Annotated in this window: 27 protein-coding genes and 3 tRNA genes; 15 read left to right on the forward strand and 15 right to left on the reverse strand. The window is 46.6% G+C overall.

Features of this window, described 5'->3' with window-relative positions; translation table 11 throughout:
• The 14 genes from BFC18_RS02895 to BFC18_RS02960 form a co-directional block, all read left to right on the forward strand.
• On the forward strand, positions 1-807 hold an 807-nt coding region (locus BFC18_RS02895; protein ID WP_245680317.1), incomplete at its 5' end, for a reverse transcriptase domain-containing protein.
• Positions 808-1048: 241 nt separating this feature from the next.
• Positions 1049-1741 carry a pirin family protein gene (locus BFC18_RS02900; RefSeq protein ID WP_070123699.1) on the forward strand — a complete coding sequence of 231 codons (693 nt, stop codon included), beginning with the start codon at positions 1049-1051 and terminating at the stop codon, positions 1739-1741.
• 113 nt (positions 1742-1854) lie between these two features.
• Positions 1855-2499, forward strand: a complete 645-nt coding sequence (gene uvrY / locus BFC18_RS02905; RefSeq protein ID WP_070123744.1) for a UvrY/SirA/GacA family response regulator transcription factor — start codon at positions 1855-1857, stop codon at positions 2497-2499.
• A gap of 8 nt (positions 2500-2507) precedes the next feature.
• Positions 2508-4325, forward strand: a complete 1818-nt coding sequence (gene uvrC, locus BFC18_RS02910; protein WP_070123700.1) for an excinuclease ABC subunit UvrC — start codon at positions 2508-2510, stop codon at positions 4323-4325.
• A gap of 74 nt (positions 4326-4399) precedes the next feature.
• Positions 4400-4969 (forward strand): CDP-diacylglycerol--glycerol-3-phosphate 3-phosphatidyltransferase, encoded by a 570-nt coding sequence (pgsA, locus tag BFC18_RS02915; protein WP_070123701.1) that lies wholly within the window; start codon positions 4400-4402, stop codon positions 4967-4969.
• Between the two features lie 189 nt (positions 4970-5158).
• Positions 5159-5234, forward strand: a tRNA-Gly gene (locus BFC18_RS02920).
• A gap of 4 nt (positions 5235-5238) precedes the next feature.
• Positions 5239-5312 (forward strand) — tRNA-Cys (locus BFC18_RS02925).
• 60 nt (positions 5313-5372) lie between these two features.
• Positions 5373-5459 (forward strand) — tRNA-Leu (locus tag BFC18_RS02930).
• 208 nt (positions 5460-5667) lie between these two features.
• Positions 5668-6501 (forward strand): sulfurtransferase, encoded by an 834-nt coding sequence (locus BFC18_RS02935; RefSeq protein ID WP_070123702.1) that lies wholly within the window; start codon positions 5668-5670, stop codon positions 6499-6501.
• A 2-nt stretch (positions 6502-6503) separates the two neighbouring features.
• Positions 6504-7235, forward strand: a complete 732-nt coding sequence (gene cobB / locus BFC18_RS02940; protein ID WP_070123703.1) for a Sir2 family NAD+-dependent deacetylase — start codon at positions 6504-6506, stop codon at positions 7233-7235.
• Between the two features lie 3 nt (positions 7236-7238).
• Positions 7239-7877, forward strand: a complete 639-nt coding sequence (locus BFC18_RS02945) for a LysE family translocator (RefSeq protein WP_070123704.1) — start codon at positions 7239-7241, stop codon at positions 7875-7877.
• Positions 7878-7934: 57 nt separating this feature from the next.
• Positions 7935-8684, forward strand: a complete 750-nt coding sequence (locus tag BFC18_RS02950) for a DUF2189 domain-containing protein (protein ID WP_070123705.1) — start codon at positions 7935-7937, stop codon at positions 8682-8684.
• The gene (locus BFC18_RS02955; RefSeq protein WP_070123706.1) at positions 8677-9462 is read left to right on the forward strand and encodes a glucosaminidase domain-containing protein; all 786 of its coding nucleotides are present in this window, start codon (positions 8677-8679) and stop codon (positions 9460-9462) included. Before BFC18_RS02950 ends, BFC18_RS02955 begins: the two co-directional genes overlap by 8 nt.
• 8 nt (positions 9463-9470) lie before the next feature.
• Complete coding sequence (locus tag BFC18_RS02960) at positions 9471-10097, forward strand: DUF2987 domain-containing protein (RefSeq protein ID WP_083272892.1); 627 nt, start codon at positions 9471-9473, stop codon at positions 10095-10097.
• Positions 10098-10119: 22 nt separating this feature from the next.
• Here the strand turns inward: BFC18_RS02960 and rssA are convergent, their stop codons facing one another.
• The 12 genes from rssA to ccoN form a co-directional block, all read right to left on the reverse strand.
• Positions 10120-11067, reverse strand: coding sequence for a patatin-like phospholipase RssA (rssA, locus tag BFC18_RS02965; RefSeq protein WP_070123707.1), 948 nt, complete (start codon positions 11065-11067; stop codon positions 10120-10122).
• Between the two features lie 3 nt (positions 11068-11070).
• A complete protein-coding gene (gene ttcA, locus BFC18_RS02970; RefSeq protein ID WP_070123708.1) occupies positions 11071-12009 on the reverse strand; it encodes a tRNA 2-thiocytidine(32) synthetase TtcA in 939 nt (312 codons plus the stop codon).
• A 95-nt stretch (positions 12010-12104) separates the two neighbouring features.
• Entirely contained in the window at positions 12105-13025 is a 921-nt protein-coding gene (gene uspE, locus BFC18_RS02975) for a universal stress protein UspE (protein WP_070123709.1), read from the reverse strand.
• A gap of 101 nt (positions 13026-13126) precedes the next feature.
• Positions 13127-13864, reverse strand: coding sequence for a fumarate/nitrate reduction transcriptional regulator Fnr (gene fnr / locus BFC18_RS02980; RefSeq protein ID WP_070123710.1), 738 nt, complete (start codon positions 13862-13864; stop codon positions 13127-13129).
• Between the two features lie 29 nt (positions 13865-13893).
• Entirely contained in the window at positions 13894-14559 is a 666-nt protein-coding gene (locus BFC18_RS02985) for a sulfite exporter TauE/SafE family protein (RefSeq protein WP_070123711.1), read from the reverse strand.
• Positions 14552-14743 carry a cbb3-type cytochrome oxidase assembly protein CcoS gene (gene ccoS / locus BFC18_RS02990; protein WP_070123712.1) on the reverse strand — a complete coding sequence of 64 codons (192 nt, stop codon included), beginning with the start codon at positions 14741-14743 and terminating at the stop codon, positions 14552-14554. Before ccoS ends, BFC18_RS02985 begins: the two co-directional genes overlap by 8 nt.
• Positions 14744-14748: 5 nt before the next feature.
• Positions 14749-17121 (reverse strand): heavy metal translocating P-type ATPase, encoded by a 2373-nt coding sequence (locus tag BFC18_RS02995; protein WP_070123713.1) that lies wholly within the window; start codon positions 17119-17121, stop codon positions 14749-14751.
• A complete protein-coding gene (locus BFC18_RS03000; protein WP_070123714.1) occupies positions 17118-17597 on the reverse strand; it encodes a FixH family protein in 480 nt (159 codons plus the stop codon). The genes BFC18_RS02995 and BFC18_RS03000 overlap by 4 nt, the downstream gene beginning before the upstream one ends.
• Positions 17598-17742: 145 nt before the next feature.
• On the reverse strand, positions 17743-18702 hold the full coding sequence (gene ccoP, locus BFC18_RS03005; RefSeq protein WP_070123715.1) for a cytochrome-c oxidase, cbb3-type subunit III: 960 nt from the start codon (positions 18700-18702) through the stop codon (positions 17743-17745).
• 4 nt (positions 18703-18706) lie between these two features.
• Positions 18707-18880, reverse strand: coding sequence for a CcoQ/FixQ family Cbb3-type cytochrome c oxidase assembly chaperone (locus BFC18_RS03010; protein WP_070123716.1), 174 nt, complete (start codon positions 18878-18880; stop codon positions 18707-18709).
• A 2-nt stretch (positions 18881-18882) separates the two neighbouring features.
• The gene (gene ccoO / locus BFC18_RS03015) at positions 18883-19488 is read right to left on the reverse strand and encodes a cytochrome-c oxidase, cbb3-type subunit II (protein ID WP_070123717.1); all 606 of its coding nucleotides are present in this window, start codon (positions 19486-19488) and stop codon (positions 18883-18885) included.
• Positions 19489-19500: 12 nt separating this feature from the next.
• Positions 19501-20934: a cytochrome-c oxidase, cbb3-type subunit I gene (ccoN, locus tag BFC18_RS03020; protein WP_070123718.1), complete on the reverse strand. Its 1434-nt coding sequence runs from the start codon at positions 20932-20934 to the stop codon at positions 19501-19503.
• A 390-nt stretch (positions 20935-21324) separates the two neighbouring features.
• Here ccoN and BFC18_RS21570 point away from each other — a divergent pair, with 390 nt between their 5' ends.
• Positions 21325-21618: a hypothetical protein gene (locus BFC18_RS21570; RefSeq protein WP_139138934.1), complete on the forward strand. Its 294-nt coding sequence runs from the start codon at positions 21325-21327 to the stop codon at positions 21616-21618.
• 45 nt (positions 21619-21663) lie between these two features.
• On the opposite strand, the gene bfr (BFC18_RS03030) is transcribed toward BFC18_RS21570, so the two are convergent.
• The 3 genes from bfr (BFC18_RS03030) to BFC18_RS03040 all read right to left on the reverse strand — a co-directional run bounded on the left by bfr (BFC18_RS03030) (position 21664) and on the right by BFC18_RS03040 (position 24313).
• A complete protein-coding gene (gene bfr, locus BFC18_RS03030; protein ID WP_070123720.1) occupies positions 21664-22131 on the reverse strand; it encodes a bacterioferritin in 468 nt (155 codons plus the stop codon).
• Positions 22131-22607, reverse strand: coding sequence for a bacterioferritin (bfr, locus tag BFC18_RS03035; RefSeq protein ID WP_070123721.1), 477 nt, complete (start codon positions 22605-22607; stop codon positions 22131-22133). The genes bfr (BFC18_RS03030) and bfr (BFC18_RS03035) overlap by 1 nt, the downstream gene beginning before the upstream one ends.
• A gap of 125 nt (positions 22608-22732) precedes the next feature.
• On the reverse strand, positions 22733-24313 hold the full coding sequence (locus BFC18_RS03040; RefSeq protein WP_070123722.1) for a cation:proton antiporter family protein: 1581 nt from the start codon (positions 24311-24313) through the stop codon (positions 22733-22735).
• Positions 24314-24339 lie beyond the last annotated feature (26 nt).

Raw genomic sequence — 24339 nt, forward strand, 5'->3', positions numbered from 1 at the left:
ATCATAGAAAGCATTAAACGGCGGGTGCGTGATGGTAGCGTGCTGCGCTTAATCAGCCAGTTCTTAACAAGTGGGGTGATGGTTGAAGGCCATTGGCAGCAGACAGACACAGGGAGTCCGCAAGGTGGGGTAATCAGCCCCTTGATAGCGAACATCTATCTGGATGCGTTTGATAAGGAGATGATGCAACGTGGCCACCGCATAGTGCGCTACGCTGATGATATTCTTATCTTGTGTCGCAGTCGTTCAGCGGCAGAGAATGCGCAACGACAAGCGACCCAAATCCTTGAAGGTAAACTGAAGCTGACCGTGAACACAGAGAAAACCCACATCACACACAGTGATGCGGGTGTCAGGTTCCTTGGTGTGGAAATCGGGACGAAATATACCCGAATCCAAGCGAAGAAACTGGCATTGTTCAAAATGAAGCTAAAGGAGATGACAAAACGCAACGGGGGAAAACCGTTGTCACATGTCATCAACAGACTGAATCCACTGCTAAGAGGGTTCAGCCAGTACTTCAGGATTGCCAATGCCAGCAGGGCATTCAAGCAAATCGCGAGTTGGCTGAGACGCAGACTGCGCAGTGTTCAACTGAAGTTATGGAAAAAGGCGAGCCGCCTGCATCGCTGGCTACGACAGCGGGGCTACAAAGGCAAGTTCGCGTCCATGAGCATGACGAGTTGGCGCAGCGCAAGAAGCCCACTGGCAAGCTACGCGATGCCAAACAGCTGGTTTAACGAACTTGGACTGGTGAATCTGGAAGACGTTAGAACGGGAAATGTGCCCAGCAATTACGCTGGATAAACTGTACAGGAGCCGTATACGAGGCCCGTACGTACGGTTCTGTGAGAGGGATGAGGCGGTGATGCCTCACCCTACTCGATGTTCTCTAATTATTCTCTTCATCGTACTGCGACGCCACCAGGATGGCGCGCGTTACACTATTAATAGATTCTAAGAAATAGAACAGTTAACGCTAGTTTCTGAAGTATTAATCCGTCTCTACAGTATTAAAATACGCTCATTACCTTTGCAGGAGAAATACATGCGTTATATCAGAAAGGCCAGTGAGCGCGGGCACGCCAATTTTGGCTGGCTCAATTCCCATCATTCGTTTTCGTTCGGTCGCTATTATGACCCTGAACATATGGGAATTTCTGTACTTCGGGTTATTAACGATGACCGCGTCGCGCCTGGAAGAGGGTTTGAAACTCATGGCCATAAAGATATGGAAATCTTGTCATATGTAATAGAAGGTCAATTGGCACACAAAGACAGTACGGGAAACAGCGATGTGATCCCGGCGGGTGATATTCAGCGCATGACGGCAGGGCGCGGTATCATGCACAGCGAGTTTAACGGTTCTGATAAAGATGAAGTCCATTTTCTACAAATATGGGTACTACCGGCCCAAAACGCGTTAACGCCAGGTTATGAGCAAAAAACGATTCAACAGAGTGGGGCGCTTACGCCAATGGTTACACCAGACGGACGAGCAGGCACTGTAAAAGTGCATCAGGATATGACCCTATCGCGCCTGCGCTTGTCAGAAAATGAATCGATTTCTATCGCGACTGAAAAACGCATGGGTTATTTGCATGTAATAAAGGGCGAGATTAGTATCGACAGCGAATCGTTTGAAGCTGGTGATGGACTTGGTGTTTACCAGGACGACACCCTGCAAATACATGCACACGACGATACCGAAGCGCTCTGGTTTGATTTGCCACAGCTTTAAAAGTGTTTGTAGTAAGACTGTCTTCACTCTCACTGAATAAATGGTATTATGAGCTTCGCAGTGTAGTGGCTGCGTTCAATACTTATAATAACGATTATTCAGTGAGCACAAACGTGATAAAGATTATCCTGGCAGATGACCATGAGTTGGTCAGAACAGGGATTCGACGCATCCTGGACGATGTCTCCGACTTTTCAGTCGTAGCGGAAGCAAAAAACGGGGAAGATGCAGTTAAATATTGCAGACAAAATGCCCCGGATATCGTTTTAATGGACGTCAATATGCCCGGCATGGGCGGATTGGAAGCCACAAAAAAAATCGTTCGCATGTCCGAAAACACGCGTGTTATTTGTTTATCCATGCATAAAGAACACCCTATTCCTTCGCAGGTTATGCAAATTGGTGCCTTTGGTTTTCTGACTAAAGATGCCGATCCCGATGAAATGATCCGTGCGATTTACAAAGTGCATTCAGGTCAAAAGTTCCTCCCGCCTGAAATTGCGCAAAGTATTGCTATAAGTAAGTTAGCGCCAGATGCTGATAACCCTTTCGATAATTTGTCCAGTCGTGAACTAAATATCGCTATGCGCCTTACAAAAGGGCAGAAGGTGCCTGAAATCGCTAACGAGCTCAGTATCAACGCCAAAACAGTCAATACTTATCGCTACCGTATGTTCGAAAAACTCGACGTAAAAACCGACGTTGAGCTGACGCACTTGGCACTCAGGCACAAACTCATCGATCCCAATATGCTTTAATTTGCTGAATGTCACAATTCGACCACAATGATTTCCTGAAAAACCTTACTAGCCAGCCTGGCGTGTACCGCATGTACAACGCCGAAGGTGAGGTGATATACGTTGGAAAGGCGAAAAACCTTAAAAATCGGGTCTCCAGTTACTTTCGAAAAAATGTCGATAATTCGAAGACCCGGTCGCTGGTAGCGAACATTGCCAGCATGGATGTAACGGTGGTGAATAGTGAAACCGAAGCATTCCTGCTAGAAAACAACTTTATTAAGAAATATAAGCCGCGATATAACGTGGTGATGCGGGATGATAAATCATACCCGTTTATATTTTTGTCTGATCACAAACACCCACGTTTATCGTTTCATCGTGGTCCGCAGAAGAAAAAGGGCGAATATTTTGGTCCTTATCCTAGCGCCTGGGCAGTGCGGGAGAGTCTGCGAACCATGCAGAAGATTTTCCCCGTTCGTCAGTGTGAAGACAGTTATTACCGCGCACGAAGTCGCCCGTGCCTGCAATATCAGATGCAACGCTGTAGCGCCCCGTGCGTGCAAGGCTATGTGAGTGATGAGGAATATCAAGAGCAGGTGCAGCTTGCCCGGCTCTTTCTGAATGGTAAAAACCAACAGGTCATTGGCACACTGGTTAATAAAATGGAAAAGGCCAGTGAGCAGTTGAATTTTGAAGCTGCAGCTCGCTATCGAGACCAAATAAACGTATTACGCAAAGTGCAAGAGCGACAATGGGTGGCGGGAACCCAGGACGAAATGGACGTATTTGGTTTTGCGGTACGTGGCAATATGGCCTGTATTCAAGTGATGTTTATCCGAGACAGCCAATTATTGGGAAGTAAATCGTATTTTCCCAAAGTGCCTGCCGCGGCAACCGAAGATGAGATCTTTGAGTCTTTCTTCCTCCAGTTTTATTTGTCTGGCAATAAGATCATTCCCAAGCAGATTGTTACCCCTCGAACGTTATCGGAAGAACACAGCATACTCGAAGTGTTGAGTGAAGAAGCCAAACGCAAGGTTAAGTTGTTCAAAGGGGCGAGGGAAGAAAAACGTCGCTACCTGAGTTTGGCGCAAACTAATGCTGAAAATGCGTTAGATGCCCAATACAGCCAGCAGAAATCAGTGCATGCTCGATACCTGGCCCTAGAAGACATACTTGATCGGGATGAACCCATTCAGCGCATGGAATGCTTTGATATTAGTCACACGTCGGGGCAGCAAACCGTGGCTTCTTGCGTGGTGTTCAATCGCGAAGGCCCGCTGAAAAGTGATTACCGTCGATACAATATCGAAGGGATCACCCCTGGCGATGATTATGCTGCCATGGCTCAGGCCCTAAAACGCCGATATAAGAACGTACAGGAAGTGAGTAAGATCCCAGACATTCTGTTTATCGACGGGGGGAAGGGACAGTTGGGACAGGCAGAGGCATTTTTTGAAGACTGGCCTGTCGATAAAAAGCCGTTACTGGTAGGGGTAGCGAAAGGAACAACGCGAAAACCGGGTCTTGAAACGCTCATTCTTGCTGGTTCCCATGAAACCTTGCCTATGGAAAGTCATTCGCCGGCCCTGCATTTGATTCAGCACATACGTGACGAATCACACCGTTTCGCCATTACTGGCCACAGGAATCGCCGTCAAAAGGTGAAAAACACCTCTAGCCTGGAAGATATTCCAGGAATAGGCGCCAAGCGTCGTCAGAGTTTGCTCAAATACATGGGCGGCTTGCAAGGGCTTAAAAAAGCCAGCAAAGATGAAATTGCCAATGTGCCTGGCATTAGCCAGGAGCTGGCTGAAACAATATACGATCACCTGCATCTTTGAGGATGTGTAAAATCGCAGGCGTGGTAACATGCCTCCATTACGTGATGTCATTATTTTTAAACGAGAAGTAATTTATGTGGACGGTACCTAATATCATCACGATTTTTCGTGTTGTGCTTATTCCAGTGTTTGTCGCGGTGTATTTTCTTGACTGGAAGTGGGCAAAAGAGGCCGGCGCATTTGTTTTCTGGCTAGCGGCCATAACCGATTGGTTCGATGGTTATCTGGCCCGTAAACTGAAACAGAGTACGCCATTTGGTGCGTTTTTAGACCCGGTGGCTGACAAACTTATCGTCGCTACGGCGCTGATCATGATTACCCATACATATGGGACGTTATGGATCACGATTCCGGCGATTGTACTGATGGTACGTGAAATCTATATTTCAGCCTTGCGCGAGTGGATGGCCCAGCGTGGTTATAGTGATACGGTAAAAGTCAGTTTTATTGGAAAAGCAAAGACCATGGCGCAGATGTTAGCACTGATAGGGCTATTATCTGGCCTTGAAACTTTCATGGGCTTTCCAATTTATTGGGTTACGTTAGGTTATATCTTGCTTTATATTGCCGCAGTGCTGTCAATTTGGTCTATGCTGGTATACACCTCAGCGGCCTGGAAGCACCTTGCTGGACGTCAGGGCTGATTACGTTTGTTTGTCTCTTGCACAATGCGGGCAAAAAAAAAGCAAACAGACAGAAAATTAGGTATTTAGGTGCATTTTGATGGTTTTTGCTGTTGACAGTTTTATCCGGGTAGGTAGAATGCACCCCACGTTTTACGGAGCACCTCAGTAAAACGCTGATGAAGCTAGAAATAGCATCATGCAGACTTAGCGGGAATAGCTCAGTTGGTAGAGCACGACCTTGCCAAGGTCGGGGTCGCGAGTTCGAATCTCGTTTCCCGCTCCAAAATGGCGGAATGGCAGAATGGCTATGCAGCGGATTGCAAATCCGTGGATCTCGGTTCGACTCCGGGTTCCGCCTCCATTATTTGTTGCTCACGCAACAGCAGGGTCCAACCTGTACCTGTCCTAGCGACAACCCAATGCCCGGGTGGTGAAATTGGTAGACACAAGGGATTTAAAATCCCTCGCTGGTAACAGCGTGCCGGTTCAAGTCCGGCCCCGGGCACCATTTATCTTATCTAAATCTAATCTTGATATTGCTGTACATATTTTGCACGCATTAAGTCATGGGAATAATCTTACTTTCAGTGTCTTACAAGCAACATCCGCTATATTTTTCGCTTTTTTGACGATAATTGGCTGTATTTTTAGGATGAATCTTCGTATAGTGTGGAAATCGTGCAGTTTCGTGTACAGCCGTTCTGAGAAGGGTCTGAATGAATCAAATATTGGTGTCGGCAGCAAATTTACAGCAGCAGTTATCTGAACAACCAATTACTATACTTCGCGCGTTGATGTCTGATCCGATTAACGGAACGGCAGATATCAGAGACTCCCAACTTCTTCCCGGCACCATTGATGTCGATATCGATGCCGAAGGGAGCGACCACAGCAGCGGACTACCACATACAAATTTATCGGCAGACGCTTTTTCGAGTTTGTTGAGCCAGTTGGGGTTAAACATTAATTCCGACATAGTCATTTATGACAACCGGGGTATATTTAGCGCGCCAAGATTGTGGTGGATGATGAAAGCGCTGGGCCATCAGAACGTGAGACTACTCAATGGCGGCTGGCCTGCCTGGGAAGCCTCCGGGTTCTCAGAATCAAAGCATGTTTCGTCCCAGCACAACACGAGTAATTATCAAGCCGTTGTGCCAGCCAAAGCCTGGTTTGCTAATGCAGAACACGTGTTAGCGGCAATGAACACTGAAACACAAATTGTTGATGCGCGCAGTGCAGCACGTTTTCATGGCAACGTCGACGAACCCAGAGCTGGCGTTCGACGTGGGCATATTCCCGGTTCATACAATCTGCCATTCCAGACCGTACTTGAGAATGGCAAATTTAAAGAGGTGTCGGCGTTAGAAGCACTGTTTGCTGAAACTCAGATTAGCCTTGATAAACCAATTATTTGTAGCTGCGGTTCAGGTGTAACCGCATGCATTATTGGTGTGGCTGCATTACTATGCGGTGCCACTGATGTTCGTGTTTACGATGGCGCCTGGTCTGAATGGGGCGCAAATTCACACTTTCCTGTGGAGGTATAAGGATGGGTAATAAGCCACGGGTTGTAGTGTTAACCGGTGCAGGTATCTCTGCTGAGTCAGGATTACGAACCTTCCGTGACAGCAATGGCCTTTGGGAAAACCATAAGGTTGAAGATGTTGCCACGCCTGAAGCTTACGCAGCGAATTCGGAACTGGTTTACAAGTTTTACAATGCACGCAGAGCACAACTTCAGGAGCCTTCCGTTGTTCCCAATGCAGCTCATGAAGCACTTGCACGGTTGGAAAAGCAAATTGGCAAAGATTTTCTGTTGGTAACCCAGAACGTTGATGACTTACATGAACGGGCGGGTAGTCAGCGCATGATCCACATGCATGGGAAATTATTGTCAGCCAGGTGTATTAGCTCTGGTGAAAGTCACCGTTGGGAAGCATCCTTTGACGAAACGACACCGTGCCCATGCTGCAAGCCCTCTGGCGTATTACGGCCCGATATCGTTTGGTTTGGCGAAATGCCGCTTAAAATGGACGACATTATCCTCGCTCTCACAAAAGCCGATTTGTTTATTTCTATTGGCACATCGGGGCAGGTTTATCCGGCAGCGGGGTTCGTTCAGGTAGCAAAAGACAGCGGTGCACGCACGGTAGAGTTAAACCTTGAACCGAGCGACGGCTTCGATATGTTCGACGAGTCCTATCATGGTCCTGCGTCTAAAGTGGTTCCGAATTTTGTTGAGAGTTTGCTTGAAGAGTTATCTCTAGCCGCCACCCTGTAGTTTATGTTTCCCTATCTAGAAGAATTTATCACTATCGCGCTGGTACACTTAGTCGCGGTAGCAAGTCCGGGTCCTGATTTTGCGATTGTTGTCCGGCATAGTGTTGCTTATGGTCGCCGTATTGCCATGGTTACTAGTGTGGGAATAGGGCTTGCCATTCTTGTTCATGTTGCCTATTCCCTAATTGGCGTAAGCGTATTATTAACCACAACACCCTGGCTGTATCGTGCCTTTACTTATTTAGCTGCAGCGTATTTGTTGTATTTGGCTATAGGCGCTCTTCGTAGCGGCCCGCCTGATAAAACGTCGCCAACGGGTGATCCTAGGAATAAAGCCTCATCGCCAGATATTTCCGCAGCAAAAGCGTTTCGAATCGGGTTTTTGACCAACGGGCTGAATCCGAAAGCGACCTTGTTTTTTCTTTCGCTCTTCACCGTCATTATTAATCCTCATACCCCCGTTATGATAAAACTGGGATATGGCATTTATTTGTCTGCTGCAACGGCTGCGTGGTTTTGTATGCTGTCATGGTTATTAAGTACCAGTCGTGTTGCCAAAATTATCGGGGAAAAGGGCTATTGGCTCGACCGTACCATGGGCGTACTGCTCGTCGGCCTGGCCATGAAACTTGTCCTGCTTTAGTAGGCAAACCGGCCTCTTGCGGTATAATCCGCCCATCAAAATATTAAGAAGTGTCTCGTGTCTGCATCAAACAAACCTCCGTTTAATACTGCTTTAAACGATCGCTATAAAATCATTAAAGAAAAAGGGCAGTTCGATTTCAAACAGATTGCCCGGGTTGCCATTGCTTTGTTAAAGGCGAATATCTGGCCGCTCATCTCTGCCAGTTCGGTGATCGTTTTTACTGTGCTCGCGTTTGCCTTACTCATTGCCAATAGTTTCCCCCTGGAAGAACTCACGGGTATGCCGGCACAGCAGCAAGGTATTCTTGATATTGCGATGATCATTATTGTTGCGCCGCTATCAGCGGGACTATCGGTAATGGGGATTAATATCGCCAGACGGCAAAAAGTCACCATGACAGATATCTTCAAATTTGTGTCCTGGGTATTGCCGTTGGCACTCGCTCAACTGCTTATTTCTGTACTGGTGCAGCTCGGTTTGGCCGTATTAATCATTCCCGGGCTTTACGTTTTTGTTGCCTCTACGTTCACGCTGCCTCTTATTGCCGATAAAAAGATGGGCGTACTTCAGGCTGTAATGGCTTCCTGCCGGGCCGTTAACCAATATTTGTTATCATTTATTGTTCTTTTTGTGATTTTTCTCGTATTGTTTCTGCTGAGTATCTTTACTTTTGGCCTGGGTTTTTTGCTGATCATGCCACTGTACTTCGTGGTAACCGGACTGCTTTATACAACCATTTTTGATACAGCAGAAGACCAACAGGCATTGACGGGTGATAGACAGGAGTCGACTTTCGATGCATAAAAGAGAAACCATGAATATTGTGTTAATTACCGTTGCCATTTTACTGGTTATCGTGATTAACGCCTGGATCATGTCATCCAGGGAGCCTGATATTCTTGATATTCCTATCACCGAGCAGGCCGACGAGCCTGTACCTGACTTTATCGATATCGAAAACGTACAGGAAAAGAAGGAAGCCTTTTTCAATTACCTTCGTCCTGAAGTAGAAAAGCAAAACGAGTACCTACTTTCATTACGTCACTACATTCAAACTCTCCAGCGTCAAATTTCATTGGGCGAAACGTTAACTGAAGATGATCAGGAACGGGTTGTCTGGTTGGTTAATGAGTATAAAGTTGATGAAGATGCTGAAATTGATGATCAATTACAGACGCTCTTGCGTCGGGTTGATATACTACCGGTGTCGCTGGTACTGGCTCAGGCAGCGAATGAATCGGCATGGGGAACCAGTCGATTTGCACGCAAAGGTTATAATTTTTTTGGTCTCTGGTGTTTTCGTAAGGGCTGTGGATTTGTCCCCGCACGCCGTACCGAAGGGGCTGATCACGAGGTCGCTAAGTTCCCTAACTTATCAAAGGCTACTTATACCTACATGCGCAATATTAATCGTCACAATGCCTATAAAGAGCTACGTACTATTCGAAGTACACTTAGATCGAATCAATTACCAGTGACAGGTGTCGCCTTAGCCGAAGGGCTGATGAATTACTCAGAGCGGGGCATAGCTTACGTAGAGGAACTACAGGCTATGATTCGTTACAACAGGGATTACATGTAGTGAAAAAGGTGTTGTCTGCAGCATTGATGCTGCTCTTTGCAGGTAGTGTTAACGCCGAAGTCATTCAGGTTGAATATAGCCGGTTTTATAGTCACGTGAAAAAGCTCGACGGCGAAGACACGCAAGCATTGCAGTTTGCATTTGGTTTTCAGCGTGTGGGTGAAGGGCGCTTATGCGAAATAAATAACGCGAAGATTGTCACTGATAAACAGACATTGCCACTTGAGGTTTCTGAGGAATATCGTTTCACGGTACCATCGGAAAAAGTGTTAAAGATGGCTGAAGCCTTTGTCGAAATCGATTTGGCTGAGGCCGCCAATTTATGTGATATGTCTGTACAGCTTGAAACAAAGACCGCATATTTGAAGACGCGCTATAGCAAAGAAGAGTTGACGTATTTGCTTGAACAATACCGTTCTTTTTTCAATGAAATGGGCAGCTTCCTATCTTTCATAATGCCAACGGTAGACGGACTAAATATCCAGTTCGCTGATGAAAATATCAGTATGCCGGTGAAAGATGCACCGAACATCAATATGGGAACACAAATGCTGTCAGCCGAATGGATTGAGAGCAGTAAAGGATTAGTACTGCCCGAGAAGCCGTTTCGAATTACGGCAAAAGCAACAAAATAAGCAGCATTAATAACGCCAAACCTTATTGTTCGGCGTTCTCAATGTTATCAAGATCTTCTGCTTCGATTTCTTTGCTTTCAATAACAAGCTGATATTTTATCTGCTCTGCAAGCCGGGCAACAGTGCGTTCGCCTTCCTGACACAACTCTTCTGCACGATGAAATTCCATCAATCCCACATCGGAAAGATAAGGTTCGATGAGAACATCGGGTGGATCGCCAGCGAGGCGTGAGCGGGTCACTCTTGCCTGTAAGATCTCTAGTGAACTGGTCATCACACCCAAAATACTTGGCGGCTGAGGCGCAGTCTCTTTCTCATCATGAGAAAACCACTGCTTTACCATGTTGGTACTTTTAGAGAAGAAATCATCATTTTTCTTCTGCATTTTCTCGTGTTCTTCAGCAGGCTTGTCGAGGCGTTGCGGTTTAAAGTCTGCGTTCAGATTAACCGCGATAACAAAATCTGCGCCCAACTGCCGACAAAGATTTACGGGTACCGGATTCACCACAGCACCATCCACCAGCCAGCGATCCTGATAAGACACCGGACTGAATAAAGCCGGGATGGCACATGACGCCTGTACGCATTTATCTAACGGCCCTTGCGAGAACATAACCTCACGACCGGAATATAAGTCTGTCGCCACACACGCGAACGGTTTTTGCATTTCTTCAAAGGTCGGGGCACAAAATTCGTCAGCGAGTTTGGTAAATACCTTTTCACCGCTGGCAATACCACCTTTTCGAATGCCAACTCCCATTAAGGCTAAAATCTGCCATTCAGTCAGCGAGCAAGCCCATTCCTTGAGTGGCTCCAGCTTACCACTGGCATAGGCCGCGCCCACATAAGCACCGATGGAGCATCCTGCAACCACATCAATTTTTACACCCAGCTTTTCCAGCGCTTGAATGATGCCAATGTGTGTCCATCCTCTGGCAGCGCCAGCACCAAGGGCGAGTCCTATTTTCATGTGTTAATCCGCCAGGTTGACAATTTGCACGTCTGAACGATTTTCTTCTGCCAGCTCGTCTTTAAATTCAGGCGCATCAAATGCGGTATCACCGTCGGCCACAGGCGCACCTGTTGTCTGAATAGCCGCGAAATCATACAGGTTTTTATCGGCCAGGTGAGACGGCGCAACGTTTTGAATTGCCCTGAACATGGATTCAATTCTGCCAGGAAAACGCTTATTCCAGTCTTGAAGCATCATCTTAATGTTTTGTCTTTGCAGGTTTTCTTGTGAACCACAGAGATTACAGGGAATGATTGGGAATGATGCCGCGTCTGAGTATTTCTGAATGTCTTTTTCACTGCAATAGGCAAGAGGACGAATAACAATATGTTCGCCATTATCGCTAACAAGCTTAGGTGGCATGGCTTTGAGTTTTCCGCCATGGAACATGTTTAAAAACAAAGTTTCCAACATGTCATCACGATGATGCCCCAATGCGATTTTGGTTGCACCTAATTCTTTGGCAGTGCGATATAGAATGCCACGGCGCAGTCGCGAACACAGAGAACAGGTCGTTTTGCCCTCAGGGATCTTATCTTTCACGATGGAGTAGGTGTCTTCTTCTACGATTTTATAATCGATGCCCAGTGATGCTAAGTATTCCGGTAAAACGTGCTCAGGAAACCCGGGTTGCTTTTGGTCAAGATTCACCGCCACGATATCAAAGTGGATCGGCGCAATTTTTCGTAAGAAAAGTAAAATGTCTAACATGGTGTAACTGTCTTTACCCCCAGACAGGCACACCATGACCTTATCTCCGTCTTCAATCATCTTGAAGTCATCAATGGCTTTACCCACGTTACGACGCAAGCGCTTCTGCAACTTATTGAAATTGTACTTCTGTTTGTTTTCGGCGCTGTGGCTCGATGTACTGGATTCGGCTGATGTTAATTGATTCATGACACTTCAGAATTGACGATGGGAAAAATAAAAGTGTCATTATACAAAACGAAGTGCGCTGCCGCCATAGAGAGTCGTGCGGCAGCGTAAATACCTTAACTGATAGGAGAGACAAATCCGTCAGGTTTAATGGCCAGGACATCACAATTTAAGCTGTCGAGTACGTGTTCAGCGGTGTTGCCAATGAACGCTGCAGACAATCCGGTGCGGCCAACCGTGCCGATAACCACCAACTCAGCATTTAACTGTTCACTAATGCGTGACACCGCTTTTTCTGGCAGACCTTCAACAACGTGACAGTTGGCAATACCAATGCCGTATTTGGCACTGTGGACTTCCATCTCTTTCAGGTGATGGTCTCTAACGGAGTTTTGATAGGATTGGGCGTTAAAGTCCGGGATTTCAATGGCAATATTCAGCGGTGTAGACGGGTAAGCATTTGCCAAATGAACCTGACCACTTAGCATATTGGCATAGTCGGTGGCGACAACGGTAATCTTGTTATTCAGTTCGGCATGCTCTTTATCTTCGGTGCCCACATTGACTGCTGCAACCACAGTGCCATTTTCCGGCCACACATGGTCTTTTACCAGCAGCACCGGGGTGGGGCACTTACGGAGTAAATTCCAATCTGTGGGGGTGAAAATGATGGTGCTGAGTTCGTGATGTTGCCGGGTTGACTTAACAACAAGATCAATATTTTGTTCTACTGCATAGCGAATAATGGCTTCGTATCTTTTGTCATTCCAGACGACAGACACTTTTACCGGGCATCCGTCATAGTGACTAAACGTATTTTCAGCCCATTGCTTGCGATCGTTAGTTACCGCTTTTCGCATTGCCTCTCGCTCAGCACGCGTGAGCATGGTGGTCATGTCGTAAGAAAAGTCATAAACAACCAGCAATGCATGGACTTCAGCACCGGTTTTTTTAGCAATTTCAATGGCTCTTGAAAGGGCGGGCTGTTCGGATTTGTCCGGTTGGACAACAGCGAGAATGCGGTTGTAAGTGATCATGACGTCCCTCCTTAGTCTATGGACAGCGATACGGCTTACATCTTTAGTATAGTAAACCGTCCAGGAGAGACGTTGTTTCAGATCAATAGACTGTGCGGATATCAGTCAACGCAGGTAGTGGGGATATCCATAGAGTGTAAACGCTTATCCATGCCCTCAAAATCCAAAATGGTGATCAGCTTGCCGTCGACTTTTATGATCCCTTCTTTCTGGAAACGGGTTAGCAATCGGCTAATGGTTTCTACCGTCAGGCCGAGATAATTACCAATTTCGTTGCGCGTCATACTCAGATTAAACTGGCGATGTGAGAAACCGCGCTCTTCAAAACGACCAGAAAGGTGAGCAATAAAGTAAATTAAACGCTCTTCGGCGGTGCGTTTATTCAATAACATCATCATTTGATGATCTTGCTTTATTTCGGCACTCATAAAGCGCATGACCTGGTTTCGCAACTTAGGAAACTGTTCTGACATCTTTTCCAGCGTGGCATAGGGAAGTTCACACACCATGGCGGTTTCCAGCGCCTGAGTATAACTTTGGTGCGTATCGTCACGTAATCCGTCGAAACCGATGATGTCACCCGGAAAGTGGAAGCTAATAATTTGCTCTTCACCTTCTCTATCGGTCACAAATGATTTAAAAGAGCCAGCACGTACAGCGTACAAGGACGTGAATTTGTCACCCGCTTCAACCAAGGTGTCATGTTTGTGAAGCGGCTTTTTTCGTTCAACGATATCGTCCAGCGATTCAATTTCAGTTTTGTTTAAAGCAACTGGAAGACATAAGTGACTAAAACTGCAGTTTTGACAGTGGATTGAGAAATCCGAACGCTTTTGCATGCTTACTTACCATTTTTACGTAACTGCTTTTAAAAACTACTGACTGCCCGCCATAAAATATAAAGCGCGTATATCAGCAGACTCAATGCGATTAGTTGCCGTACCATCGGCTGTCTGAACCCTTTAAGAACCCAGTTCGCTCCTGCCCAGGTGGCAAGTAACGCGGGAAGTGTACCTAATCCAAACCCCGCCATGATCACCGCGCCAGAAAAGGCTGTACCAGACGCTAATGCCCAGGTGAGAGTGGAATAAACCAGCCCACACGGTAACCACCCCCAAATCATACCATAAGGAATAGCGGAGAGAGGAGACCTGAAAGGTAAAAAACGTTTAGCAACTGGCTGTATAGATTTCCATAAATGGCCACCCAGCTTCTCAATACGAGCAATGCCTCTCCACCAGTTGCCAAGATAACACGCCATAGATAACAGCATGATTCCACTTAGAATGGCGAGGATCGGCCCCGATAATGGCAGGTACTTTTTGGCGATTTGTGCAACTGCACCCGTAATCGCACCAGCAAGAATATAACTGGTAATGCGACCAAAGTTGTAGGCCAGTGCATAAGGAAAACCATTGGCATTTTTGGGAATTGCACCAGAAAGCGCAATTGAAACGCCACCACACATACCAATGCAATGCACCCCTCCGGCAATACCAACCAGAAAGGCCGATAGAAAAGAAAACTCACTCATTCAGTTTCTTACGTTCTTCAGCGAGTTTTTTCTCTTCGGGCGACAGGTCATCGTCAAAGAGTATGCTGTACCCCTGACGATCGAGATCTTCGAACTGATTAGATTTCACAGCCCAAAAGAATACCCCGATAGCTATAGCCACAATGATAATGGCCAGCGGAATTAGTACATAAATTATACTCATAAGAATTACTTTAACAGTTTGGTAGAATTAGTCACCACAATAATGCTGCTGAGGCTCATGCCAATAACGGCCATCCACGGCGTTAAAATGCCACTGACTGCAAAGGGTAATACCATCAGGTTATAGCCGATGGCCCACGCCATATTCTGGCGGATTACACGTTTCACCCGGCTCGCCATGCTCAACAAATGACGCATCAACGTAAGCTTCTCATTGAGGAAAATCACATCAGCGGCGCTTCTGGCAATGTCTGTTGCATTGCCAACCGCCACCGAAACATCCGCGGCAGCCAGTACTGGCGCATCATTGATGCCATCTCCCATCATCAAAATATGCTCATTAGCTGCCTGGCGCGCATGTACAACATTGAGTTTATCTTCTGGACTGTTTCCACCTATGGCTTCATCGATGTGTAATTGCGCGGCAATGTCGTCTACGTTTTGCTGAATATCACCGCTCAACAACACTTTTTTGAAGTTCGAGAACGCGCTTAGTACGTCTTCAGCATCCGATTTTATTTGATCAGTCACTCTGAATGCGGCAAGGCATTTATCATTCGACACAAGGTATACATTAGCGATTATCGGAATTTCTAACTTATCGCAGGCTGTAAAACGTGCTGAGCCCGCTTTGTAACATTGGCCATGTATATCGCCTTCGATTCCTTTACCCGCCGTTATCGTCACATTCGTTACCGGAGCAAGATCGTCTGCGCTAAATGCGGCGGCGATAGGGTGCTCTGAACGGGATTCCAACGACGCCATCACGTGCATGATGGTGTCTTTTTGTTCGTTATCAGCAAACCAGGATTCGGTGATGGCAAAACGACCTTCTGTTAGTGTTCCGGTTTTGTCCATCACAATAGTTGTAATACTGGCGAGTTGTTCAAGGGCATCGGCCCGCTTCAGTAAAATTCCCTTTTTGTTCAGCGTCGCCATGGCGCAAGTAAGGGCTGTGGGTGTCGCTAATCCAAGCGCGCAAGGGCAGGTTGCAACCAATACGGAAATCGTGATCCAGAATGCACGCGGATCGTCCTGCCAGTACCAGTAAACGAAGGTCAGCGCTGCAATGAAAAGTACCAATGATACAAACAAGCTGGAAAATCTATCCGCTAACTGCGCGACCTTGGGTTTTGAAGCCATAGCAACACTTTGCAGGCGAATAATTTGGTTGACCAGCGCGTGTTTGAGCGTTTGTGTAACGTGTATTGTTACGCTGTTACTGAGATTATTGGTACCACCAAAAATCGTGTCGCCGACGGTTTTTCTGCTCGGGTTGAACTCACCCGTAAGCATAGATTCATCAAATTCGCTGCTGCCATCAACAATGATGCCATCGACAGGCACCGTCTCTCCGGCTTTTACCACCACGGTATCGTTAATCTTTAACGCTTTGGCGAGGCTTTGCACCAATGTGCCGTCGGCATTTAGTTTATTCGCCGTAACTGGTATGTATTGCAGCATATTGGCAGAGATTTGCGCAGCTCGATGACGGCTTCGGTGTTCAAGGAACCGGCTGAGCAAAAGCAAAAAAATGAACATACAGATGCTTTCGAAGAATACATCGCCGCCATTGGAAATGGTTGCCCAGGTGCCAGAAAAATAAGTAGCGAACACCGCAATGGTGACGGGCACATCCATATTCACGCTGCGGGCCGCGAGCGCTTTCAGTGCCCCCAGATAAAACGTACTGCCTGAATAAAATACGACGGGAGTGGTAAGCACTAACGCAATCCAGTGAAAGTAAGACACCGTTTGTGCATCCATCGCATCCAGAAGATCAAAATACAGCGCGGCGGCAAGCATCATAACCTGCATGGTCATCAGGCCAGCTAACCCCAGCTTTTTCAGGAATTGCTTATCTTCAGCTTTGTAAGTGGCTTCATGTTGGTCGGGCTGAAAAGGTAATGCCGGGTAACCAATACGTTGAAGCGATGCCATGATTTGGCTTAGCGATAAAGTATCGGGCTCCCAGGTCACTACGGCCCGCCGTTGCGCAACATTCACCGCGATTTTTTTTATACCGCTTACCTTTGATAACTGCTTTTCAATTAACCAGCCGCAGGCTGCACAGGTAATTCCTTCGAGGGTAAATTCTATTTGCTTGTGCTTACCTTCGTCGTAGACAAACTCTTCCTGGAGTGCCGGTTCGTCATAAAGTGCTAATTTATCCAGTGAACTTTCAGGCGTAGTGGCGCCTTTCGCGGCGGGCTCGGTACGAAACTGATAGTAATCTTCCAGGCCGTTATCAACAATGGCTTCGGCGACCGCTAAGCAACCCGGACAGCAAAATTGTCTGGACTCACCAAGGACAATTGCGGAGAAAAGCTGACGGTGGTCGTTCGGTTCCCCACAGTGATAGCAAGATTCAGTACTCACGGATTAAAGGCGATTTTCTGAGATTGAGGCAATAAAACGGTATTTTGAATCTTCCAGGCTTCATCGATTGGAGTAAGGCTGATTCGCCACTTTCCGTCGAGTTCGGCTTCAGTGGTTCCCCGATACACACCCGACGCATCCCGGGTTAAGAGGAGTTCGGTATCCCGTTCAGCCAGGGTAACGTGATAAAATGCAATTTTTAGCGCCGTACCATCCTGCGGTATACCTGAATGAAATTTCACTGAAACCCGGTTGTCATCTACCATTAAATCGGTGGTGATATTTAGCCTACGCGCTGCTTCGACTTTATCGAGCCTTGCATTGATGGCTTTACCCTCTTTGTAGTAATCATCGACGACCAGCGTATCTTGTGTCGACGTAGCAAAATGGATGAGAAAACCACTCATGATGACGGTGATAACCGGCACGGCGATAAGGAACCACGGCCAGAACTGTTTGTACCAGGGAGTATGCATAACACTTCACATTCAATTAATGCCCGGAATGAGCGCCAAGACTAAAGGATTAACCACGGTTGTTTTATGATTTCTATCAATATTTTTCCCATTCTCCCACAAAAAAGCCCCGCAAACACGGGGCTTTTTATTGTGCTGTCAGCGTTTAATGAGACAGGCTGTATACATAGGTTGCTACAACGTGAATTTTATCGTCACCCAAGGTTTTCTTGAATGAAGGCATCACGCCGTTACGACCATAAGTCAGGGTGTCAGTAACAGATTGCTCAGTGGAACCGTACAACCAGACATTGTCTGTCAGGTTCGGGGCACCCAGCATTTGGTTACCTTTACCGTCCATACCGTGACAAGCTGCACACACCATGAAACGTGCCTTACCAGCATCGATAAGTGCGGTCATTTCAGGCTCTTGTTCACGGCCACTTAAACTAAGCACATACGCAACCGTTTCCTTGATACCTTGTTCGCCCATGGCGTCAATCCAGGCGGGCATGATAGGGCGACGGCCAAGCATCAGTGTTTCTTTGATCTTCGCACCACTGCCACCATATAACCAGTCGTCATCGGTGAGGTTAGGGAAGCCAACGTTCGCACCACGGGCGTCGGAGCCGTGACACTGCGCACAGTTTTGTAAAAACAGACGCTGACCGATTTTCACCGCTTCCGGATCGTTGACCAGTTCTTCAACCGGTACTTTGGCATACTCTTCAAAAATTGGGTCGTAAACGTCAGCGGCTTTGTCCAGTTCACGATCGTACTCAACCAGCAACCCTTCTTCTTTGGCATCTGCGCGCGCTTGCGCCGATTCTTCTAAAGAAAGTACACCTTGGTTGGAGCTTTTCCAACCCAAGAGGCCCTGATACGCACCCAGGCCCGGGTAAAGCGCCAGATAAATAAAACCCCATACGATTGTGATGTAAAAAAGGATGGTCCACCAGCGAGGGAGTTGATTGTTAATCTCTTCAATTCCATCGAAAGCGTGGCCCATAGACTCACCTTCAGGCACGCCTGTTTTGTTGGCCAGCGCCCAACGCAACAGGAAGAAGCATCCGATGATGAGACCCAGTGTTATCACTGAAATCCATATTGTCCAAAACGTGGTCATGAGTTCAAGACTCCTGCTTATTTTTTTGCGATTCTTCTTTTTCTTCGTCAGCAAACGGTAGGTTGGCGGCTTCGTCGAATCTTTGTTTATTTCGACCGTTAAATGCCCACCAAACTACGCCAACAAAGGATACAAACACGACGACAGTAAATATGCTGCCTGCAATTCCCTGATCCATAATCAATTAAGATATGTGCCGAGGGATTGAAGGTATGCAATAAGAGCCTGCATTTCTGTTTTACCCTTAACTGCGTCTTGTGCACCAGCAATATCTTCATCGGTATAAGGCACACCGAATCCGCGGAACACTTCCATTTTCTTGGCCGTGTCTTCACCCGTCAGGGTGTTTTCCGCCAGCCAGGGGAAGCCCGGCATATTAGATTCAGGAACCACGTTACGAGGATTAAGCAGGTGAACGCGATGCCACTCATCACTGTATCGACCGCCTACGCGAGCCAGATCTGGCCCTGTGCGCTTAGAACCCCACAGGAACGGATGCTCCCACACAGATTCACCGGCTACTGAGTAATGGCCATAACGTTCGGTTTCAGCACGAAACGGACGAATCATCTGGCTGTGACAACCTACACATCCTTCACGAATGTAAATATCACGGCCTTCCAGTTGAAGCGCGGTATAAGGCTTAAGGCCCTTTACCGGCTCAAGCACTTGCTGCTGAAACATCAGCGGCATGATTTGCACCAAGGCACCGAAGCTGATTGCAATAAGAATTAGAACGGTTAACAGGCCGACGTTCTTTTCAATTAACTCATGTGGATTTTTCACAACAACGTCTCCTTATGCTGCTTGCGCTGCTGGCTCAGGTGCAATGCTGCCTTTCGGCGCACGTACTGTTTTCCAGGTGTTATAAGCCATCACCAGCATACCGGCTACCACGAACACCCCACCGATGAAACGAACCACATAGAAAGGATAGGATGCTTCAAGCGACTCAACAAAACTGTAGGTTAGCGTGCCGTCAGCGTTAACTGCACGCCACATCAGACCTTGCAGAACACCCGACATCCACATGGCCACGATGTACAGCACCACGCCGATGGTGGCTAACCAGAAGTGCACGTTAACCAGCTTGGTCGAGTACATGGCCCGTTGCCCAAACAGTACGGGGATGAGGTGGTAAATCGAACCAATCGATACCATGGCAACCCAGCCCAGTGCTCCGGAGTGTACGTGACCTATGGTCCAGTCTGTGTAGTGTGACAGGGCGTTTACGGTTTTGATTGCCATCATTGGACCTTCGAAGGTAGACATACCGTAGAACGACAGTGAAACAATGAGGAAACGCAGAACGGGGTCGGTGCGAAGTTTGTGCCATGCACCAGATAGGGTCATGATACCGTTGATCATGCCGCCCCAGGAGGGAACAAACAGGATAACTGACATCACCATACCCAAAGACTGCGTCCAATCTGGCAGTGCGGTGTAATGCAAATGGTGCGGACCCGCCCAGATATACAGTGAAATGAGTGCCCAAAAGTGAATAATGGAAAGTCGGTAAGAATAAACCGGACGACCTGCTTGTTTTGGCACGAAGTAGTACATCATACCCAGGAAGCCCGCTGTCAGGAAGAAACCTACCGCATTGTGGCCGTACCACCATTGCATCATTGCATCCACTGCACCTGCATACAGTGAGTAAGATTTGGTGAACGACACCGGAATCGCCATGCTGTTACCAATATGCAGAACTGCAACCGTTAGCATGAATGCGCCAAGGAACCAGTTAGCTACGTATATGTGCGACACTTTTCGAATAATGATGGTACCGAAAAAGTTGATGATATACGCGAGCCATACCAAGGTGATTAAAATATCAATTGGCCACTCTAATTCAGCATACTCTTTACTGGCGGTGATACCGAACGGTAAAGTAACCACTGCGGCAACGATAACCGCCTGCCAGCCCCAGAACGTAAAGGCGGCGAGCTTGTCGCTGAATAAACGCACTTGAGACGTACGCTGCACGATGTAGTAAGACGTGGCAAACAGCGCACAACCGCCGAAAGCGAAGATTACCGCGTTCGTGTGTAACGGTCTTAAGCGCGAGAAGGTTAACCAGGGTGTATCGAAGTTGAGGGCGGGTGCAAACAATTGTGCTGCAATAAAAGCTCCCAGACCCATGCCGATAATACCCCAGACAATAGTCATGATGGTAAATTGCCTGACAACTTTATAGTTGTAGTCAGGTTGTGCTTGGCTTATTTCACTCATTTGATTGATATTCCACTTCAATGGTAAATGGGTTTCCAACTGCCACTTTTAGGCTTTAATGCAAGTTGCAGGCTAAACACTGAACCTTTTATTAAGTGTGGTGTTTTTGTACAGGTCAGCTGGTAGGCGGATAATAAGATTTTTATTAACAAAAAGATACCATAAACTAGTCGTGGTTGATCTCCGTCAAAAGTATCATTGAACCACGAAAGAATAGGATGTTTTTTTCACATGATTACAACAAATAAAGCGAAGAAACTTCTGGTTCCTACACTAATAATAGCAATAGCTATTCTCGTTTATTGCACCCAGTACTTTCGCATAACGCCACCCCCATCAAAGGGTTTAGGCAATCAGTGTGAGTTTGTCAATTTGCATTGCAGTATCGTAATGAAAAACGACAATATTGAAGCGGAATTTGCTCAATTACCGGTTGTCGAAGAATCGATAACCGTTAACTTGTCGTTACCACTTTCAAAACAAGTGCAAAGTATCTGGATTGAAGGGGTAAACATGTATATGGGTAAGATTCCCGTGCTAGCCGAACAACAGGACAATGGGGATTGGTCAGGTTGGTTTATGCTGGGGAGTTGTTCAGAGCCCACTATGCGCTGGAAGATGCTCATCCATGTAGAAAATGAAGAGACACCCTATGTGATGTTTTTTGAAACAAAAATGCCCTGACATCGCAGGGCATTTTTAAATACAAAGATAAACTTCGTAAGCTGGTTACATTTGAGAATGCATATAAAGCTGAAGACCTAAACGCTTGATAAGGCCAAGCTGTTGCTCTAACCAGTGCGCGTGGTCAACTTCTGTATCGTCCAGAAGTTCGACCAAGATGTCACGGGTAACGTAATCACTTTCCTGTTCACACAGAGCAATGACTTCTTTTAGCTTTGCATCGACTTCGTACTCAACACGAAGATCACTTTCCAACATAGAAGGCACGTCGTGACCCACTTTGAAACCGGTGCGCGTAACCATGTCTGGCGTACCTTCTAAAAACAGCATACGTTCGATGAGTTTGGTTGCGTGGCCTTTTTCGTCATCAAACTCATGGTTGATGCGTTCATAAAGCTTGTTTAGGCCCCAGTCCAGATACATCTGAGAGTGAATGAAATACTGATCCATTGCCGCCAGTTCGTAAGACAACAGATCATTCAGCGCGTCATTAATTTTCGCGTTACCTTTCATTATTCGTCTCCCTCAATTTGTTTCAGCAGGTAGGTCTCGATACCCATGGCGTCAATTTGGTATTCTTGCGTTTCAATCCAGTCGAGATGCTCTTCTTCGTATTCAAGAATATCTTCAAGCAAATCACGGCTCACGTAATCCTGCTTCTCTTCACATAACTGGATTGCATCTTTAATTAACGGGATTTGCTCAAGCTGGAAGCGACTGTCGCACTTCAACATTTCTACCGTGTCTTCACCAATGTAAAGCTTGCCTAGCGCTTGTAGGTTAGGCAGCCCTTCAAGAAACAATACGCGCTCGATAATCGCATCTGCCTGTTTCATGTCTTTGATTGATTTCTTGTACAGCTTTTCATTAAGTTCGCCGAACCCCCAATTTTTATACATGCGGGCATGCAAAAAGTATTGGTTGATGGAGGTGAGCTCGCTGGTCAGCACCTCGTTGAGCTTGGCGATGACTTTTTTATCACCTTTCATAAAAACGATTCCTTATTTGAGTTGCCAGCAGTATAGGATAAATTTTGCGTGAAATCAAAAAAACCTTTAAAAATCAATCGGATGCTAATGATAACAATTCCCATGTCGTCCTTATTTCGCATTAGTTAAGCGATTACGCTTTCTTCTTTTACGTAAGCCAATGATTCTTCAGCAAAACCAAGTCCTGCTTCGGTAAAGAAGTTGAAGACTTTATCCACACCTTTGTCTAGCAGCTTATCCACCTCATCTTCATAGCGGGCAATAGCTGCAACCTTGCCCTGATAACCTGAAAATCTTAACTGACGAGTGATGTTAATGGCATCTTCGATAGACGGCAGGGCAAGCAAAACCAGTTTTACACTGCGAATATCAAGATTTTCCCATAAATCAACGTCTTCACCATCTCCGCAAATGACATTGAGGCCATCCTGTTGCAAGCGCTGAATTTTAACCCTGTCAGCGTCCATCCCCCAGACTCGGGTTTCGGCCAACTTGTGCAATGAATTAAATGCGCCGATGCCCACCCGGCCCATGCCAATAACAAGAAACTCAGCGTTAGTGATCACCGGATAAATATCTTCCCGAAGACGATTATTATTTTCAAATCGTTGGATGAAGTCTTTGATTTTCAGGTATCGGCCATGGCTATTGCGGTAAAGAATACTGGTAACAACAAACGACACCGATACGGCAAGGGCGATGATCACCAGCCAGTCTTCACTGAGCATGCCTAAGCTCACTGCCAGCGCCGCGACAATTAATCCAAACTCACTGTAGTTACCGAGCACCAATGACGTAAGGTAGCTGGTTCGGGCGCGCAGTTTAAGCCAGGTGAACAGCCCGAAAAATAGCGCCGCTTTCATGGCCAGGAAGAGACAGATGATCAATGCTGCAACCATCATTTTCATATCAGGTAATGCGGTGAGGCCAATGGATAAAAAGAAGCCGATGAGAAATAAATCTTTGAACGCCAACAGTGATTTAGATAATTCAGTGGCTTTAGGGTGTTTCGCTAAGATGATACCCACCAGCAACGCACCAAGGTCACCTTTGATGTTGACGAGATCAAACAGTTGATAACCGCCCAGCGCCAGCACAAAGCCCGTTAATGGAAGCAATTCACCGTGACCGGATTTATCGATAATACGATTTATCAACGGCATTAATGGGAATATGGCTAATAACCCAAGGGCCCAAACAGAGGGGAGTTTTCCGGTGGCCGCGACCAGAAAAACGACAGCAAACACATCTTGCATAACCAGAATACCAATGGCCAGTTTGCCGTGACGGGTTTTACTTTCGCCACTTTCTTCCAGCACTTTGATTACACACACAGTACTGCTAAAACTCAGAGCAAAGGCAATAAGCATGGCACTTTGGAAGCTTAGCTCGCCGAACATGAAAGCAGCTACAGCCGCAAGCACATAGAGTGCGAGAGAAACCACGCCAACCCATATCAGAGTATGGGCGATACTGCCAAACCAGACTTCACGTTTACTTAAATCGCGAACGTTGAGCTTTAACCCAATGGTAAAGAGCATGATAGTGATACCCAGATCAGCGATATGCTGAAGATCTTGTGTCATTTGATGCCCAAAAGCATTCAAAACAAAACCAGCAATGAGATAGCCAACAAGGGGAGGGATGCCAATCATTTTAACTGACAAACCACAGATGAATGCAAAAAGAAGAAAGGTGTATTCCATGAAAGTGCGTTGTGTGAGTTTTCGTT

The organism is Alteromonas confluentis, from assembly GCF_001757105.1.
Classification (GTDB): Bacteria; Pseudomonadota; Gammaproteobacteria; order Enterobacterales; family Alteromonadaceae; genus Alteromonas; species Alteromonas confluentis.